We start from the raw sequence: 16,298 nt of genomic DNA, 5'->3' as shown, positions 1-16,298 counted from the left end.
CTGTTCACCCGACCGACCCTTCCAGGCTGATCGCCACCAGCTGCTGCGCCTCCATGGCGAATTCCATCGGCAGCGCCTGCAGCACGTCCCTGCAGAACCCGTTGATCACCAGGGCCACGGCTTCCTCCTCATCCATGCCCCGCGAGCGGCAATAGAAAAGCTGGTCCTCGTCCACTTTCGAGGTGGTGGCCTCGTGTTCCACCCGCGAGCTGCTGTTTCTCACCTCGATATAGGGGACGGTGTGCGCCCCGCACTTGTCGCCGATAAGCAAACTGTCGCACTGGGTGTAGTTTCGGCTGTTCTTCGCCTTCGGATGCATGCTGACGAGGCCGCGATAGGTGTTCTGGGCGTGGCCCGCCGAGATCCCCTTGGACACGATCCGGGACCGGGTGTTCTTGCCCAGATGCACCATCTTGGTGCCGGTATCGGCCTGCTGCCAGTTGTTGGTGATGGCGATCGAGTAGAATTCGCCCTGGCTGTCATCGCCCCTGAGGATGCAGGAGGGGTATTTCCAGGTCACGGCAGAGCCGGTCTCGACCTGGGTCCACATCACCTTGGACCGCGGGCCCCGGCAATCGGCGCGCTTGGTCACGAAGTTGTAGATCCCGCCCTTGCCGTTCTCGTCGCCCGGGAACCAGTTCTGCACGGTCGAATACTTCACCTCGGCATCGTCGAGGATCACGATTTCCACCACGGCGGCGTGCAGCTGGGCGGTGTCGCGCTGGGGCGCGGTGCAGCCTTCCAGATAGGAGACATAGGCCTCCTTGTCGGCGATGATCAGCGTGCGTTCGAACTGGCCGGTATTCTCGGCATTGATCCGGAAATAGGTCGACAGCTCCATCGGGCAGCGCACGCCCGGCGGCACATAGACGAAGGAGCCGTCCGAGAAGACCGCCGAATTGAGCGTGGCATAGAAGTTGTCGGACTGCGGCACGACCGAGCCCAGATATTTCTTCACCAGCTCGGGGTGGGTGCGGATCGCTTCCGAGATCGAGCAGAAGATGACGCCCGCCGCCTGCAGCTCCTTCTGGAAGGTGGTGCCGACGGACACCGAATCGAACACCGCGTCGACCGCGACCTTGCGGCCCTCGGCGGGCGCGGCCTCGGCGCCCTCGACGCCCGCGAGGATCATCTGTTCCTTCAGCGGAATGCCCAGCTTCTGATACGTCTCCAGCAGCTTGGGGTCGACCTCGTCGAGCGATTTCGGCTTTTCCGCCATGCTCTTGGGGCGCGCGTAGTAATACTGCGCCTGAAAGTCGATCTCGGGATAGTCGACCATCGCCCAGTCGGGCTCTTCCATCTGCTGCCAGCGGCGGAAGGCCTGCAACCGCCACTCGGTCATCCATTCGGGTTCTTCATTCTTGGCCGAGATCAGGCGGACGATCTCTTCGGTCAGCCCCATCGGGGCGTAATCCATCTCGATCTCGGTATCCCAGCCGTACTTGTACTTGCCGGCCATCGACTGGACGGCCTCGACCGTCTCCTGGTCGACCCCCTCCTTGACGTTCTTCATGTCGGCCTTGTCCAAAGCAGCCATCCTGGTCTTCCGCCTCTCTGTCTTGGCCCGCCGATCCGCGGAGCCGGTCCGATCTGTCGGCCCGCGCGTCCTCAGCCCGCGCGAGCCCTGAATTTCGCCTCTGCCGCAAGCCAGGCCTCGGCAAAGCGCCTCACATCCTCTTCGGTCGTGCCCGGCCCCATCGAGACCCGGATCGCCGATGCCGCCACGTCCTCGCCCAGCCCCATGGCGGTCAGAACCCGGCTGGGGCGCAGCTTGCCCGAGGAACAGGCCGATCCGGCGGAAACCGCGAAACCGGCCAGATCCATCTGCATCACCTGAGTCTCGCCCTTCCAGCCGGGCGTGGCGAGGCACAAGGTGTTGGGCAGACGCGACGCCCCTTTCCCGACAAAAATAGTCTTATTTGCGCGCTCTGCAATCGTTAATTCTAGAATACTTCTAAAACGTTCGATTTCCGCCCAGTTTCCTGCGGCAAGCTCGGCAGCGGCGGCTTCTGCGGCGGCACCGAATCCCGCGATGCCGATCACGTTCTCGGTGCCCGCCCGGCGGCCAAGTTCCTGACCGCCGCCGCGAATCTGCGGCTCCATGTCGCAACCGGGGCGCATCACCAATGCCCCGATCCCCTTCGGTCCGCCAATTTTATGGGCAGAGACCAAACCCATCTCGCAGCCCAGCCAGTTGAAGGCGATCGGCAGCTTGCCGAATCCCTGCGTCAGATCGCATACAGCCAGCCCCTCGGGGATCTGCTGGATCACGCCGGTTTCGGAATTGGCCAGCTGAAGCGCGGTCCCGGCCGGATCGCGCACCGTGACCCGCCCCTCGGCATCGACCGGCAGACACGGGTCGATCCAGGCCGCCACCGCGTCATGCTCGATCTCGGCGCCCTGCAGCCAGCGCCCGGCGCAGGCCAGCGCCGCCGCCTCGCTCGCACCCGAGGTGAAGACGATCTCGGCGCCCTCGGCCCCCAGCGCCGCGGCCACCTGGGCGCGGGCCTTCTCGACCAGCCCGCGCGCGGCCCGGCCCTCGGCATGAACCGAGGACGGGTTGCCCACCACATCCATTGCCGCGATCATCGCGGCCTTCGCCTCGGGCCGCAGCGGCGCCGTGGCGTTCCAGTCGAGATATACCCGCCCGGGCATGGTCTTCCCCTTGTTCCGGCCCTTGTTCCGGGCCCTTCTCCGGCCGCACCGCCGCCGGGCGGTCGACGGCCGCAAGGCGCGCGGGCGGCACCGCGACAGATGGCGGCGTCAGTCCTCGTCCACGATGTGGAAGAGCGCAGGCACCGCCGGACAGGGCGCAAGCCCGTTGCCGATCACATCCGACAGGCGGGCCTGGTGCAGGAACACATAGACATGCGCGCTGAGCCCTTCCCAAAGCCGGTTGGTCAGCGATTGCGCCCGCGTGCCCGAGGTGCCGCCCGAGACGCCCGCGCCGGTATGCATCGCGCTGACCGTCTCGTCGACCGCGCCCAGCACGTCAGAGACGCGGATATCCGCGGCCGGCCGCGCCAGCTTGTAGCCCCCGCCGGGGCCGCGCACCGATTCCACCAGCCCCGCCCGGCGCAGCTTGACGAAAAGCTGTTCGAGATAGGGCAGGGAAATGTTCTGGCGCTTGGAAATTTCCGACAGCGAGACCAGACACTCGTCCGGCTGCAAGGCCAGATCGGCGAGGGCGACCATCGCATAGCGCCCCTTGGTGCTGAGTTTCATCGACGCTCCCCCGGCAAACAGTTGACGCAGCCCCGGCGGACCATTACCTCCGGATGCACCCCGACCCGCGCCCGCCGGGTTCGTCCTGTCCTATGGAGCCCGTCCGATTTCGTCAAGAAATCGCGGGCACCGCGAATGAGAAGACACGCATGCCCGAGGTCATCTTTCCCGGACCCGAAGGTCGTCTGGAAGGCCGTTACCACCCGCAGAAAGACCGCGACGCCCCGATTGCCATCGTCCTGCATCCCCACCCGCAATTCGGGGGCACGATGAACAATCGCGTGGTCTACAGCCTGCACTACGCATTCTATAACATGGGCTTCACCGTGCTCCGGTTCAATTTCCGGGGAGTCGGCCGCAGCCAGGGCGAATACGACCAGGGCGTGGGCGAATTGTCCGACGCCGCCTCGGCGCTCGACTACCTGCAGTCGATGAACCAGAACGCCAAGCATTGCTGGGTCGCGGGCTTCTCCTTCGGGGCCTGGATCGGCATGCAATTGCTGATGCGGCGGCCCGAGATCACCGGTTTCGTCTCGGTCAGCCCGCCCGCCAACATGTACGATTTCTCGTTCTTGGCCCCCTGCCCGTCCTCGGGCCTGATCATCAACGGCTCCGCCGACCGGGTGGCACCGCCCGCCGATACCCGCGCGCTCGTCGACAAGCTGCACGAGCAGAAGGGCATCACCATCACCCATCAGGAGATCGAGGGGGCGGATCACTTCTTCCAGGAGCCGCACATGGACCCGATGATCGAGAACGTCAGCACCTATGTCCGGCGGCGCCTGACCGAAGGCACCCGCTGATCCGGCTGCGACGCCCCGTCGCGCCCCCCCCCCCACCCCGAAAAACGCTTCGCCCCCGAGGGCGGAGCGTTTTTTCATTGGCCACTCGTGGTTCGGCCCTCCCCGCGGCCCCTGCCGAGCGCTGTTCCGGATCGGGGACCGAGATCGGATTGACCCAAGGGAACCTTGCTTGCGCGCCATTCCGTATACAACCGCATACTATCTTCCCCGTCGTGCCTCTTTGAGGTATCACCCAATCCGAAAGCGCGAATCCCGCACCGAAAAGAGGCGCCCATGACAAAGATCAAAGTCGAAAACCCGGTCGTCGAGCTCGACGGCGACGAGATGACCCGGATCATCTGGGACTTCATCAAGAAGAAGCTGATCCTGCCCTATCTCGACCTCGATCTGCTCTATTACGATCTCGGCATCGAAGAGCGCGACCGGACCAACGACCAGATCACCGTCGATGCCGCCGAGAAGATCAGGGACGTGGGCGTCGGCGTGAAATGCGCCACGATCACCCCGGACGAGGCGCGGGTCGAGGAATTCGGCCTCAAGCAGATGTGGAAATCGCCCAACGGCACGATCCGCAACATCCTGGGCGGCGTCGTCTTCCGCGCGCCGATCATCTGCAAGAACGTGCCGCGCCTGGTGCCGGGCTGGACCCGTCCCATCGTGATCGGCCGTCACGCCTTTGGCGACCAGTACCGCGCCACCGACTTCCGCTTCCCCGGCAAGGGCCAGCTGACGATGAAATTCGTCGGCGAGGACGGCCAGGTGATCGAGAAGGTGGTCTATGACGCCCCCGCCGCCGGGGTCGCCATGGGCATGTACAACCTCGACCAGTCGATCATCGACTTCGCCCGGGCCTCGATGAATTACGCCCTCTCGATGGGCTGGCCGGTGTACCTCTCGACCAAGAACACCATCCTCAAGGCCTATGACGGCCGCTTCAAGGACCTGTTCCAGAAGGTCTATGAGGAAGAGTTCGAAGAGCAGTTCAAGAAGGCCGGCATCACCTACGAACACCGCCTGATCGACGACATGGTCGCCTGCGCCATGAAATGGAACGGCGGCTTCGTCTGGGCCTGCAAGAACTACGATGGCGACGTGCAGTCGGACACCGTGGCCCAGGGCTTCGGCTCGCTCGGGCTGATGACCTCGGTGCTGATGACCCCCGACGGCAAGATCGTCGAGGCCGAGGCCGCGCATGGTACCGTCACCCGGCACTACCGCCAACACCAGAAGGGCGAACAGACCTCGACCAACTCGGTCGCCTCGATCTACGCCTGGACCGGCGGGCTCAAGCACCGCGCCAAGCTCGACAGCAACGAGCCCTTGATGCATTTCGCCCAGACGCTGGAGCGCGTCGTGGTCGAGACCGTGGAATCGGGCTCGATGACCAAGGATCTGGCGCTGCTGGTCGGCCCCAACCAGAAATGGCTGACCACCATGGGCTTCCTCGAGAAGATCGACGAGAACCTGAACAAGGCACTGGCCGGCTGAACCGCCCACGCCCTGAGCAGCCAAAGGGGGCCGGCCGCCGCGTCGGCCCCTTTTCGGTTTCAAGGCACTGGACAAGCCGCGCCCGCCGCGCCATCCCCTAGCCCATGCCGACCGACATGCCCCCGCCGACCGTTCCCCGCCATTCGCTTCTGGAGGATGCCCAGGGGCTGGTCGTGGGCACGCTGCTGGTGGCGCTTTCGGTGCAGATCCTGAAAAGCGCAGGCCTTGTCACCGGCCAGATCGCCGGGCTGTCGCTGGTCGCGAGCTATGTCAGCGGCTTCGGCTTCGGGCCGGTCTTCTTTGCACTGAACCTGCCCTTCTACTGGCTGGCGCTGCGCCGGATGGGGCTGGCCTTCACCGTCAAGACCTTCAGCGCGATCGCCCTGCTGTCGCTGTTCACCGAACTCATGCCGCATGTGCTGACGCCGGGCCGGGTGCAGCCGCTGGCCGGATCCATGCTGGCCGGGGTCGTCGCGGGCGCGGGGCTGCTGGCGCTGTTCCGCCATGGCGCGAGCCTCGGCGGTGTCGGCATCATGGCGCTCTGGCTGCAGGACAGCCGGGGCATCCGCGCGGGCTGGGTGCAACTTGGCTTCGACGCCATCGTCTTCGCGCTGGCCTTCGCGGCGATCCCGCCGCTGACCGTGCTGTGTTCGCTGGCGGGCGCGGCGGTTCTGAATGTCATCATCGCCACCAACCACCGGCGCGACCGCTATATCGCGCGCTAGGTCCGGAGCGTTCCATGCCCAAGCATTACCTCTATCTGCTGCTCGCCGTCGTCACCGAGACCATGGCCACCAGTTCGCTGCAGGCGAGCCAGCAATTCACCCGGCTCTGGCCCTCGGTGCTGGTGGTGCTGGGCTATGCGCTGTCGTTCTATTTCATGGCGCAGACGCTGAAGGTGATGCCGGTCGGGATCGTCTATGCGATCTGGTCGGGGCTTGGCATCGTGCTGATCTCGGGGATCGGCTGGGCCGTCTTCGGCCAGCGCATCGACTGGCCCGGCGCGCTGGGGCTCGGATTGATCATCGCGGGCATTCTCGTCATTCACCTTTTCTCGAAAACCGCCGCGCACTGACCGGCCCGAAAGAGGAAAGCCGCCCCCGAGGGACGGCTTTCGCGACTGTCGAAATGCCCTGAGGATCAGCGGCGACGCCGGATCAGACCGAAGGCCCCCAGACCGGCAACCAGCAAGGGCAGGCCCGCGGGCAGCGGCACCGGCGCGACCGGCGGCAGAGCGGCACCGGGGATTTCGGCATCCTCAGAGTAGTCCGCCAACCCCATGCTTTTGACCATCAGGCCTTGTTCGCCGCGCTCGAGTTCGAGCCAGCCGAACTGCCAAGCCCCTGTCTCGTATTCGCCGTAGCCTTCATCCTCACAGTATTCGCTGTCCGGGTCATCGCAAGAGGTGTACTTTTCGAAGACAAAGCCAATGAAGGCGCTGGCCCCGATTTCGTCCAGGGGCCCCTCCACACCATCACCGTAGACATTGACAAAATTCGATGTGCCATAGCCCCACGAAGATATTGTGTCGCCAGCCTCGAAAAACTGGGGCAAGCTACCGCGGTTGTTGCCTGTCGGCCCGCTCTGCAACATCAAAGTCTGGCGGTACGTCCATCCATCTCCAAGAGCGCTTTCGGGGCGAAAATCATAATAACCGAACTCGCCGATAAGCCCACTTGTACTGCCAGCCAGAAAATAGAAATCCTCGATACCGTCGCCGTCGAGATCAGCGTGGTCCTCACCGAACACGAGCGGTTCTTCAAAGACCGTAACCGTTGTCGCCGCGTCGACGTCGGTGGCGAAGGATGACAGGATGGCCGCGCCGCCAATCAGCGCGCCGGAGACAAGACTTTTCATAAGCAACTCCGAAATTGATTTAACGAGGAAATACCCCCACCTCGCCTTACCAATGCCGCATTTGGATCGGCAACGCTGACCAGACGTCACTGCGACCACTGGTCGGGCTGTGGCGCGCGTCCCGTGAAAAGCTGCTGCCGCAATGGGCACTGGTCTTTGGCCCTCGCACAGGGTATGTCCGCCGCAACCCCCATTTCGAGGCATATTCGATGGACCTTCGCAATATCGCGATCATCGCACACGTGGACCATGGCAAGACGACGCTTGTGGACCAGCTCCTGAAACAATCCGGCGCCTTCCGCGAGAACCAGTCCGTGGCCGAACGCGCCATGGACTCGAACGATCTTGAACGCGAGCGCGGGATCACCATCCTGGCGAAATGCACCTCGGTCGAATGGGACGGCCACCGGGTCAATATCGTCGACACCCCCGGCCACGCCGATTTCGGCGGCGAGGTGGAACGGATTCTCAGCATGGTCGACGGGGTGGTGCTTCTGGTCGACGCCGCCGAAGGGCCGATGCCCCAGACCAAGTTCGTGACCGCCAAGGCGCTGGCGCTGGGGCTCAGGCCCATCGTCGTCCTGAACAAGGTCGACAAGCCCGAGGCCGAACCCGACCGCGCGCTGAACGAAGTCTTCGATCTGTTCGCGAGCCTCGGTGCGAATGACCAGCAGCTCGATTTCCCGCATATGTATGCCTCGGGCCGGTCGGGCTGGGCGGATATGGAGCTGGACGGGCCGCGCAAGGACCTGCACGCGCTCTTCGACCTGATCCTCGAGCATGTCCCGGCCCCGAAGCAGCTGGCCCGGACCGACGCACCCTTCAGCATGCTGGCGACCACGCTTTCGGCCGATCCCTTCATCGGGCGCATCCTGACAGGACGGGTCGAAAGCGGCCGGGTCAAGCCGGGCGACACCGTGAAGGCGCTGTCGCGGACCGGCGAGATGCTGGAAAGCTTCCGGGTGTCGAAGGTGCTGGCCTTCCGCGGCCTGTCGCAGCAGCCCATCGAGGCGGGCGAGGCGGGCGATATCGTGACGCTCGCGGGCATGTCGAAGGCGACCGTTGCCGATACGCTTTGCGCGCCGCAGGTCACCGAGGCGCTGCCCGCCCAGCCCATCGACCCGCCGACGATCAGCGTCAGCTTCGGCATCAACGACAGCCCGCTGGCGGGTCGCGAAGGCAAGAAGGTGCAGTCGCGGGTGATCCGCGAACGCCTGATGCGCGAGGCCGAACTGAACGTCGCGATCCAGGTGACCGACACCCCCGGCGGCGAGGCCTTCGAGGTCGCGGGCCGGGGCGAGCTGCAGATGGGCGTGTTGATCGAGAACATGCGCCGCGAGGGCTTCGAGCTGTCGATCTCGCGCCCGCAGGTGCTGATGCGCGAAGAGAACGGCCAGCGGCTGGAGCCCATCGAAGAGGTCACCATCGACGTCGACGATGAATTTTCGGGCGTGGTGATCGAGAAGCTGACCGGCGTCCGGCGTGGCGATCTGGCCGAGATGCGCCCCGGCGGCACGGGCAAGACGCGAATCATCGCCCATGTGCCCTCGCGCGGGCTGATCGGCTATCAGGGCGAGTTCCTCACCGACACCCGCGGCACCGGCGTGCTGAACCGCGTGTTCCACGACTGGGCGCCGCACAAAGGGCCGATTCCGGGCCGGCGCGCGGGCGTTCTGGTCTCGATCGAGGACGGGGTGTCGGTGGCCTATGCGCTGTTCAACCTCGAAGACCGCGGCAAGCTGTTCATCGGCGCGCAGGAGCAGGTCTATCAGGGGATGATCATCGGCGAGCATTCGCGCGACAACGATCTGGAAGTGAACCCGCTGAAGGGCAAGAAGCTGACCAACATCCGCGCCTCGGGCACGGACGAGGCGGTGCGGCTGACGACGCCGGTCAGGATGAGCCTCGAGGAGGCCATCGCCTATATCGACGACGACGAGCTGGTCGAGGTGACGCCGGGGTCGATCCGGCTGCGCAAACGCTATCTCGACCCGCATGAGCGCAAGCGCCAGGCGCGCGCCGCGGGCTGAGCCCGTCATCCTGCGGACGCCCTTCGGGCGACGGTTTCAGAGACGGCCCCTGACGGGGCCGTTTTCTTTTTGGGTATTTGCGCCAAGAAGACATGCAAAAGGCCGCGCCCGGGATCGGAGCGCGGCCTTTGTCTTCGGGGTGCCAAAGGGGCGTTATTCGCTGGTTTCGACGACCATCAGCTCGCGTTCCGAGGCGCCGCGCGCGTGGTCGAGCGCGGCCTGGTATTCGGGGCTGTTGTAGCAGGCGACCGCGGCCTCGACCGAAGGAAAGCGGGCGACCACGTTGCGCGGTCTTTCGCGGCCCTCGAGCTGGACGAAGCGGCCGCCCCGCGCGATGAACTGGCCGCCATGCGCGGCGATGGCGGGACCGGCCAGTTCGGCATATTTCGCATAGGCCTCGGCATCGGTCACGGTGACATGGGCGATCCAGAGCGCGGGCATCGGCTCAGGCCCCCAGCACAGCTTCGGCCGCCTTGATCGCGGCTTCGGCATTGGCCGCGTCCTTCGCCCCGCCCTGGGCCATGTCGGGACGGCCGCCGCCGCCCTTGCCGCCAAGTTCCGCGACCGCCGCCTTGACCAGATCGACCGCCGAGACCTTGTCGGTCAGATCCGGGGTGACGCCTGCCGCAACCGAGGCCTTGCCGTCGGCCTCGGCGATCAGCAGGATCGCGCCAGAGCCGAGCCGGGCCTTGTGCTCGTCGATGATCGGCGGCAGGTCCTTGCCGGAAATGCCGTGCAGGACCTGGGCGAGGAAGGGCACGCCATGGACCTCGCGCACCTCGGGGGCTGCGCCCGCCGGGCCCGCCAGCGCCAGCTCGCGGCGAAGCTGGGTAACCTCGTGTTCCAGCGCGCGGCGTTCCTCGACCAGGCTGCGGATGCGCGCGACCACATCCGAAGCCGGGGCCTTGACCGCCTCGGCCACCTCGGCGAGGCGTTGTTGCTGCGCGATCAGATGGTCGAGCGCGGCCTGCCCGGTCAGCGCCTCGATCCGGCGCACACCGGCCGAGGAAGCGCTGTCGCCGAGCACGACGCACAGTCCGATATCGCCGGTACGGGCGACATGGGTGCCGCCGCAGAGCTCGATCGACCAGGTCTGGCCGTCGTGCCCCTTGCCGGTCGCGGCACGGCCCATCGAGACGACCCGCACCTCGTCGCCGTATTTCTCGCCGAAAAGCGCCTGGGCGCCGATGGCGCGGGCATCGTCCGGCGTCATGATCCGGGTCTCGACCGCCGAGTTCTGGCGGATGAAGCCGTTGACCTGGCTTTCGACCGCGGCCAGTTCCTCGACCGCCATCGCCTTGGCATGGCTGAAATCGAAGCGCAGCCGGTCGGGCGCGTTCAGCGAGCCCTTCTGCGCGACGTGATCGCCCAGCGTCTGGCGCAGGGCCTCGTGCAGCAGGTGGGTAGCCGAGTGATTGGCGCGGATCGCCGAACGGCGGGCATGATCCACCCGAAGCTCGACCGCGTCGCCCACGGCCAGCGGCGCCTTGGCGGGCGTCACCTTGTGGGCAAAGAGCCCGCCCGGCATCTTCTGGGTATCGAGGATCTCGCCCCGCCCCTCGGGCTTGAGATAGGTGCCGGTATCGCCGACCTGGCCGCCCGATTCCCCGTAGAACGGGGTCTGGTTGACGATCATCCAGCCGGTGGTGCCAGGGGCGAGTTCGTCGACCTCGGCGCCGTCGGCCACCAGCGCCATCACCTGGCCTTCGGCGGTTTCGGTGTCGTAGCCGAGGAATTCGGTCGCGGCGACGCGCTCGGCGATCTCGAACCAGATGGTCGATTCCTTCGTCTCGCCCGATCCCGCCCAGCTGGCGCGGGCCTTGGCGCGCTGTTCGGCCATGGCGGCATCGAAACCCGCCACATCGACCTTGCGGCCCTTCTCGCGCAGCGCGTCCTGGGTCAGGTCGAGCGGGAAGCCGTAGGTATCGTAGAGCTTGAACGCCGCCTCGCCGGGCAGATCGCCATCCTCGGGCAGACGGGCCAGTTCCTCGTCGAGCAGCCGCAGGCCGCGGTCCAGCGTCTGGATGAAGCGGGTTTCCTCCAGCTTCAGCGTCTCTTCGATCAGCGCCTGGGCGCGGCGCAGTTCCGGATAGGCCGCGCCCATCTGGGTCACGAGCGCGGGCACGAGGCGATACATGACCGGGTCCTGGCTGCCCAGAAGATGGGCATGCCGCATCGCGCGGCGCATGATCCGGCGCAGCACATAGCCGCGGCCGTCATTCGAGGGCGTCACCCCGTCGGCAATCAGGAACGAGGTCGAGCGCAGGTGGTCGGCGATCACCCGGTGATGCACGTTGCCCGGCCCGTCGGGCTCGGTCGAGGTGGCATGGGCCGAGGCCTCGATCAGGTCGCGCATCAGGTCGGTGTCGTAATTGTCGTGCTTGCCCTGCAAGAGCGCGCCGATCCGTTCGAGCCCCATGCCGGTATCGATCGACTGCGCCGCCAGCTCGCGCCGGGTGCCGTCCTCGAACTGCTCGTATTGCATGAAGACGAGGTTCCAGATCTCGATGAACCGGTCGCCATCCTCGTCGGGCGATCCGGGCGGGCCGCCCCAGATGTGATCGCCATGATCGTAGAAGATCTCGGTGCAGGGGCCGCAGGGGCCGGTCGGGCCCATCATCCAGAAATTGTCATTGGTCGGGATGCGGATGATCTTGTCGTCGGACAGCCCCGCGACCTTCTTCCAGATCGCGGCCGCCTCGTCGTCGGTGTGGTAGACCGTGACCAGAAGCCGGTCCTTCGGGATGCCGAAATCGCGGGTCAGCAATTCCCAGGCAAAGGGGATGGCCTCGGACTTGAAATAGTCGCCGAAGCTGAAATTCCCCAGCATCTCGAAGAAGGTATGGTGGCGCGCGGTATAGCCGACATTGTCGAGGTCGTTATGCTTGCCGCCGGCGCGCACGCATTTCTGGGCGGTGGTGGCGCGGGTATAGTCGCGCTTCTCGACCCCGGTGAAGAGGTTCTTGAACTGCACCATGCCGGAATTGGCGAACATGAGCGTGGGATCGTTGCGGGGAACGAGCGGCGAGCTGTCGACCACCTGGTGGCCGTTCCGTTCGAAATAGCTCAGGAATGTCGAGCGGATCTCGTTCAGGCTGGGCATCGGTCTGAGACCTTTCGGGGGAGTTTTCCGGTTTGTCGTCCGATGTATCGCCGCGGGCAGGGCCTGTCCATGGGTCAGACGCGCAAGCCCCGTCCTGAAAGCGGAACACCCGCCCAGAGGGGCGGGTGTCCGAAGCCTGGGTCTGGCGGGCGCGTCAGTCCTCGATCATCTCGTCGTTGTCGTCGCCGCTCATGTGAAAGTCGAGCCCGTGGGCGGCGCGGATCTTGTCCTCGATCTGCATCGCGACCTCGGTATTCTCGCGCAGGAAGTTCTTGGCGTTCTCGCGCCCCTGCCCGATCCGTTCGTCGCCATAGGAATACCAGGAGCCCGACTTCTCGACCACGCCGGCCTTGACGCCGAGATCGAGCAATTCGCCGGTCTTCGAGATGCCTTCGCCATACATGATGTCGAATTCGACCTGCTTGAAGGGCGGCGCGACCTTGTTCTTGACGACCTTGACGCGGGTGGCGTTGCCCACCACCTCGTCGCGGTCCTTGATCGACCCGATCCGGCGAATGTCGAGCCGGACCGAGGAATAGAATTTCAGCGCGTTGCCGCCCGTCGTGGTCTCGGGGCTGCCGAACAACACGCCGATCTTCATCCGGATCTGGTTGATGAAGATCACCATGCATTTCGAGCGGCTGATGGACCCGGTCAGCTTGCGCATCGCCTGACTCATCAGCCGCGCATGCACGCCAAGATTGGAATCGCCCATGTCGCCTTCCAGCTCGGCCTTGGGCGTCAGCGCGGCGACCGAGTCGACCACCACCATGCTGACCGCGCCCGAGCGCACCAGCGTATCGACGATCTCAAGCGCCTGTTCGCCGGTATCGGGCTGGCTGATCAGAAGCTCGTCGAGATTGACGCCCAGCTTCTTGGCGTAGATCGGGTCGAGCGCATGTTCGGCATCGACGAAGGCACAGACGCCGCCCTTCTTCTGTTCCTCGGCCACGCAATGCAGCGTCAGCGTGGTCTTGCCCGAGCTTTCGGGGCCGTAGATCTCGATGATGCGGCCCTTGGGCAGCCCGCCGATCCCCAGCGCGATGTCGAGACCGAGCGAGCCGGTCGAGGTCGCCTCGATCTCCTGCACGGGGTTGTCCGCCCCGAGCCGCATGATCGAGCCCTTGCCGAACTGCCGTTCGATCTGTGCCAGCGCCGAGTCGAGCGCCTTCTGTTTGTCCGAAGCTTTCTTGTCTGCCATGTCCAGGAGGTTCGCCGTCGCCATGTTCGGTTCCTTATTCCACACCCGGAAGCGGGCGGCAATGACTGCTCTTGTTCGCTTCTTGTTCTCATTCATATGAGATCAAAAAGCGAACATTGCAAGTCAAATTGTTCCCATTCTCAGGATCGACCGAAACAGTTAAGGAAGTGTTCACGCCCGCCGAGATCGCGCGGCCGGGCCCTGAAGCCAGGCGCGCCGGGCGGTCACGAGACCTCTTCGGGCAGCCGTCCCTCTTCTTCGTCGGGGTGGCCTTCTCGCGCGCGGGCCGCGGCGCGCAGCTGGCGCTGGACGGTGGCGGTCAGATCGGCCAGCGAGAAGGGTTTCGGCAGATAGACCGAATTCGGGATCCGCGCCTTGATCTCGCCGAAGCTGTCCTCGGCATAACCCGAGACGAAGATCACCCGCGTGCCCGGACGGTCGGCCAGGGCCTTGCTGACCCAGCCCGGCCCGTCGAGACCCGGCATCACCACGTCACTGACGAAGACATCGACCTTGAGATCGGGATCGGAGAGCTTTTCAAGGGCCTCCTCGCCGCTTTCGGCCTCCAGCACGGTATGGCCGCGCATCCGCATCGCGCGGGCCGCGAAGGAGCGCACGGGCGCCTCGTCCTCCACCAGCAGAACCACCGCCGATCCGGGCTGGTCCTCGACCGTGCCCTGCTCGCGCCGGGGCGCGGCCGGGCCGATTTCGCCGGCATAGGCGGGCAGGTAGACCGAAAAGCAGCTGCCCTGCCCGACCGTGCTGTCGACAAAGACAAAGCCGCCGGTCTGCTTGACGATGCCATAGACGGTCGACAGCCCCAGCCCCGTGCCCTCGCCGGGGCGCTTGGTCGTATAGAAGGGCTCGAAGATCTTGGTCAGCCGGTCGGGCGGAATGCCATGCCCCTCGTCGCGGACGCGGATCATCGCATAGGGGCCGGGCGGCACCACGGCGCGGTCGCGCTGCAACTCGGTGCTCAGCTGCACCGCCTCGGTTTCCAGCCGGATCTCGCCGCCCTCGGGCATCGCGTCGCGGGCATTGACCACGAGGTTCATCACCACCTGTTCCAGCTGGCGCTTGTCGGCGCGGATCGGCGGCAGCGCCTCGGCATGGCGCATCCTCAGGCGCACCTTCTCGCCCACCAGCCGGTCCAGCAGATGGGCCAGTTCGCCCATCGTGTCGCGCAGGTCCATCACCTCGGGGCTGAGCGTCTGCTTGCGCGAGAAGGCCAGAAGCTGGCCCACGAGGCTCGCCGCGCGGTTGGCGTTCTGGTGGATCTGCACCAGATCGCCGTAATCGGGATCGCCCGCGTCATGGCGCAGCATCAGCAGGTCGCAATGTCCCGAAATCGCGGTCAGCAGGTTGTTGAAGTCATGCGCCACCCCGCCCGCCAGCTGGCCGATCGCCTGCATCTTCTGACTTTGGGTGAATTGCGCCTCCAGCGTCTTCATCTCGGTCACGTCATGCAGCACCGCGACCAGACCGCCGCCGCCCATCCGCGCCAGCGCCACCTGCACGAAAAGCTCGCGGTCGTCGCGGGCCACGCGCAGCACTTCGGCGGTGTTGGGGGCGCGGCCCTGGGCGGCATCGGCCAGCCAGTCGCCGACCGACCGTCCCAGCCCTTCGAGTCGGTCGCAGAGGTTCAACGCCTCGCCGGCATAGGCGCCCAGCAGCTTGTTCGCCCGGGCATTCGACAGCCGCACCGTGCCGTCGATGTCGAGCTGCAGGAGAGCGACCGGCAGCGCGTCCAGGAACCCTTCGGGCGCCTCGGCGGCCCGCGCCCCGGCCGCCTCGGGCAGGATATAGAATTCGCGCCCGCCATCGGCCATGCGCAGCTGCACCAGGCGGCGGCGGCTCGGCCCCTCGGGGGTTTCGACCATCACCTCTTCGGTCTCGTCCGATGCGCCGCCCAGCAAGGCCGCCACGCTGTCGGGACTTTGCCCGATCAGCGCGCGGGCCGCGGCGTTGATGACCGCGAGACGCCCGGCCGGATCGAGCCGGACCATCGGCAGCGCAATTTCCGGCCCGTCGGCGGCACAGGACTCGAGCCGCCAGAGAAACAGCCCCGACCCGGCGCGTTCGACGGCGATCCGAAGCGGCCCGGAGGCCAACGTACGTTGGGCCGAGGCCGGAAGGCCCCGGGCGGCGGCCGAGATCAGGTCGGCGACGGCGTGACCCGGATCGGCAAAGAACGCCTGCAGGGCGTCCGCGACCGGCTGGCCGCGCACCGCCGCGACACGGCGCAGCGCCTCGGGGCTTGCGATCAGCACGCAACCTTCGGAATCGGTGACCAGTGTCGCGCCCGGCGCACTGGCGCAGAGCCGCCGCAACCGGTCCGACGGGATGTCCGACACCGGCCGCCCGAAGAGGCGCAGCAGCACGGCCAGGCAGGCCAGCGTGCTGCCCGCCGTCAGCAAGGGCGCGAAAAGCCCGGGCCAGGGCGATGTCCAGGCCGCCGCAACCAGCAGAACCCCAAGCGCCAAAGCGACCCAGGCGCGGTCGGCATGGGCCGCCGCGGATCGCCGGACAGTCACCAGAACGGGCACGAAACGCAACAATGAGGCCTCCCGGAAAGAGCGTCTTGCCCACTC

Annotated in this window: 13 protein-coding genes; 5 read left to right on the top strand and 8 right to left on the bottom strand. The window is 66.0% G+C overall.

Translation table 11 applies throughout. The features are described from left to right. Window positions 1–4: 4 nt before the first annotated feature. The 3 genes from sufB to iscR all read right to left on the bottom strand — a co-directional run bounded on the left by sufB (window position 5) and on the right by iscR (window position 3,225). Window positions 5–1,537, bottom strand: coding sequence for a Fe-S cluster assembly protein SufB (gene sufB / locus EV657_RS08590; protein WP_075785719.1), 1,533 nt, complete (start codon window positions 1,535–1,537; stop codon window positions 5–7). Window positions 1,538–1,608: 71 nt separating this feature from the next. After that, entirely contained in the window at window positions 1,609–2,655 is a 1,047-nt protein-coding gene (locus tag EV657_RS08585; protein ID WP_134077640.1) for a cysteine desulfurase family protein, read from the bottom strand. Window positions 2,656–2,763: 108 nt separating this feature from the next. Continuing rightward, window positions 2,764–3,225: a Fe-S cluster assembly transcriptional regulator IscR gene (gene iscR, locus EV657_RS08580; protein WP_113668562.1), complete on the bottom strand. Its 462-nt coding sequence runs from the start codon at window positions 3,223–3,225 to the stop codon at window positions 2,764–2,766. Between the two features lie 149 nt (window positions 3,226–3,374). Between iscR and EV657_RS08575 the strand changes: the two genes are divergently transcribed. The 4 genes from EV657_RS08575 to EV657_RS08560 all read left to right on the top strand — a co-directional run bounded on the left by EV657_RS08575 (window position 3,375) and on the right by EV657_RS08560 (window position 6,591). Continuing rightward, window positions 3,375–4,028, top strand: coding sequence for an alpha/beta hydrolase (locus EV657_RS08575; RefSeq protein ID WP_113668561.1), 654 nt, complete (start codon window positions 3,375–3,377; stop codon window positions 4,026–4,028). 273 nt (window positions 4,029–4,301) lie between these two features. Beyond that, the gene (locus EV657_RS08570) at window positions 4,302–5,516 is read left to right on the top strand and encodes an NADP-dependent isocitrate dehydrogenase (RefSeq protein WP_134077639.1); all 1,215 of its coding nucleotides are present in this window, start codon (window positions 4,302–4,304) and stop codon (window positions 5,514–5,516) included. Between the two features lie 116 nt (window positions 5,517–5,632). Beyond that, complete coding sequence (locus EV657_RS08565; RefSeq protein WP_134077638.1) at window positions 5,633–6,241, top strand: YitT family protein; 609 nt, start codon at window positions 5,633–5,635, stop codon at window positions 6,239–6,241. Window positions 6,242–6,255: 14 nt separating this feature from the next. Next, window positions 6,256–6,591: a DMT family transporter gene (locus tag EV657_RS08560; protein ID WP_134077637.1), complete on the top strand. Its 336-nt coding sequence runs from the start codon at window positions 6,256–6,258 to the stop codon at window positions 6,589–6,591. A gap of 65 nt (window positions 6,592–6,656) precedes the next feature. Here the strand turns inward: EV657_RS08560 and EV657_RS22155 are convergent, their stop codons facing one another. Then, window positions 6,657–7,373 (bottom strand): VPLPA-CTERM sorting domain-containing protein, encoded by a 717-nt coding sequence (locus EV657_RS22155; RefSeq protein WP_243837514.1) that lies wholly within the window; start codon window positions 7,371–7,373, stop codon window positions 6,657–6,659. Between the two features lie 209 nt (window positions 7,374–7,582). Here EV657_RS22155 and typA point away from each other — a divergent pair, with 209 nt between their 5' ends. Further along, entirely contained in the window at window positions 7,583–9,403 is a 1,821-nt protein-coding gene (gene typA / locus EV657_RS08550) for a translational GTPase TypA (protein ID WP_113668559.1), read from the top strand. A gap of 153 nt (window positions 9,404–9,556) precedes the next feature. Here the strand turns inward: typA and EV657_RS08545 are convergent, their stop codons facing one another. From EV657_RS08545 to EV657_RS08530, 4 genes are all read right to left on the bottom strand, one after another. Then, window positions 9,557–9,844, bottom strand: a complete 288-nt coding sequence (locus EV657_RS08545) for a DUF1330 domain-containing protein (protein ID WP_075785711.1) — start codon at window positions 9,842–9,844, stop codon at window positions 9,557–9,559. Between the two features lie 4 nt (window positions 9,845–9,848). Beyond that, the gene (gene alaS / locus EV657_RS08540) at window positions 9,849–12,506 is read right to left on the bottom strand and encodes an alanine--tRNA ligase (protein ID WP_134077636.1); all 2,658 of its coding nucleotides are present in this window, start codon (window positions 12,504–12,506) and stop codon (window positions 9,849–9,851) included. A gap of 154 nt (window positions 12,507–12,660) precedes the next feature. Continuing rightward, the gene (recA, locus tag EV657_RS08535) at window positions 12,661–13,731 is read right to left on the bottom strand and encodes a recombinase RecA (protein ID WP_075785709.1); all 1,071 of its coding nucleotides are present in this window, start codon (window positions 13,729–13,731) and stop codon (window positions 12,661–12,663) included. A gap of 200 nt (window positions 13,732–13,931) precedes the next feature. Next, the gene (locus EV657_RS08530; RefSeq protein ID WP_243837516.1) at window positions 13,932–16,253 is read right to left on the bottom strand and encodes an ATP-binding protein; all 2,322 of its coding nucleotides are present in this window, start codon (window positions 16,251–16,253) and stop codon (window positions 13,932–13,934) included. Window positions 16,254–16,298: the final 45 nt, after the last annotated feature.

This window comes from Rhodovulum visakhapatnamense, assembly GCF_004365965.1.
Lineage (GTDB): Bacteria > Pseudomonadota > Alphaproteobacteria > Rhodobacterales > Rhodobacteraceae > Rhodovulum > Rhodovulum visakhapatnamense.
This window is presented reverse-complemented; position numbering and strand designations above follow the sequence as displayed.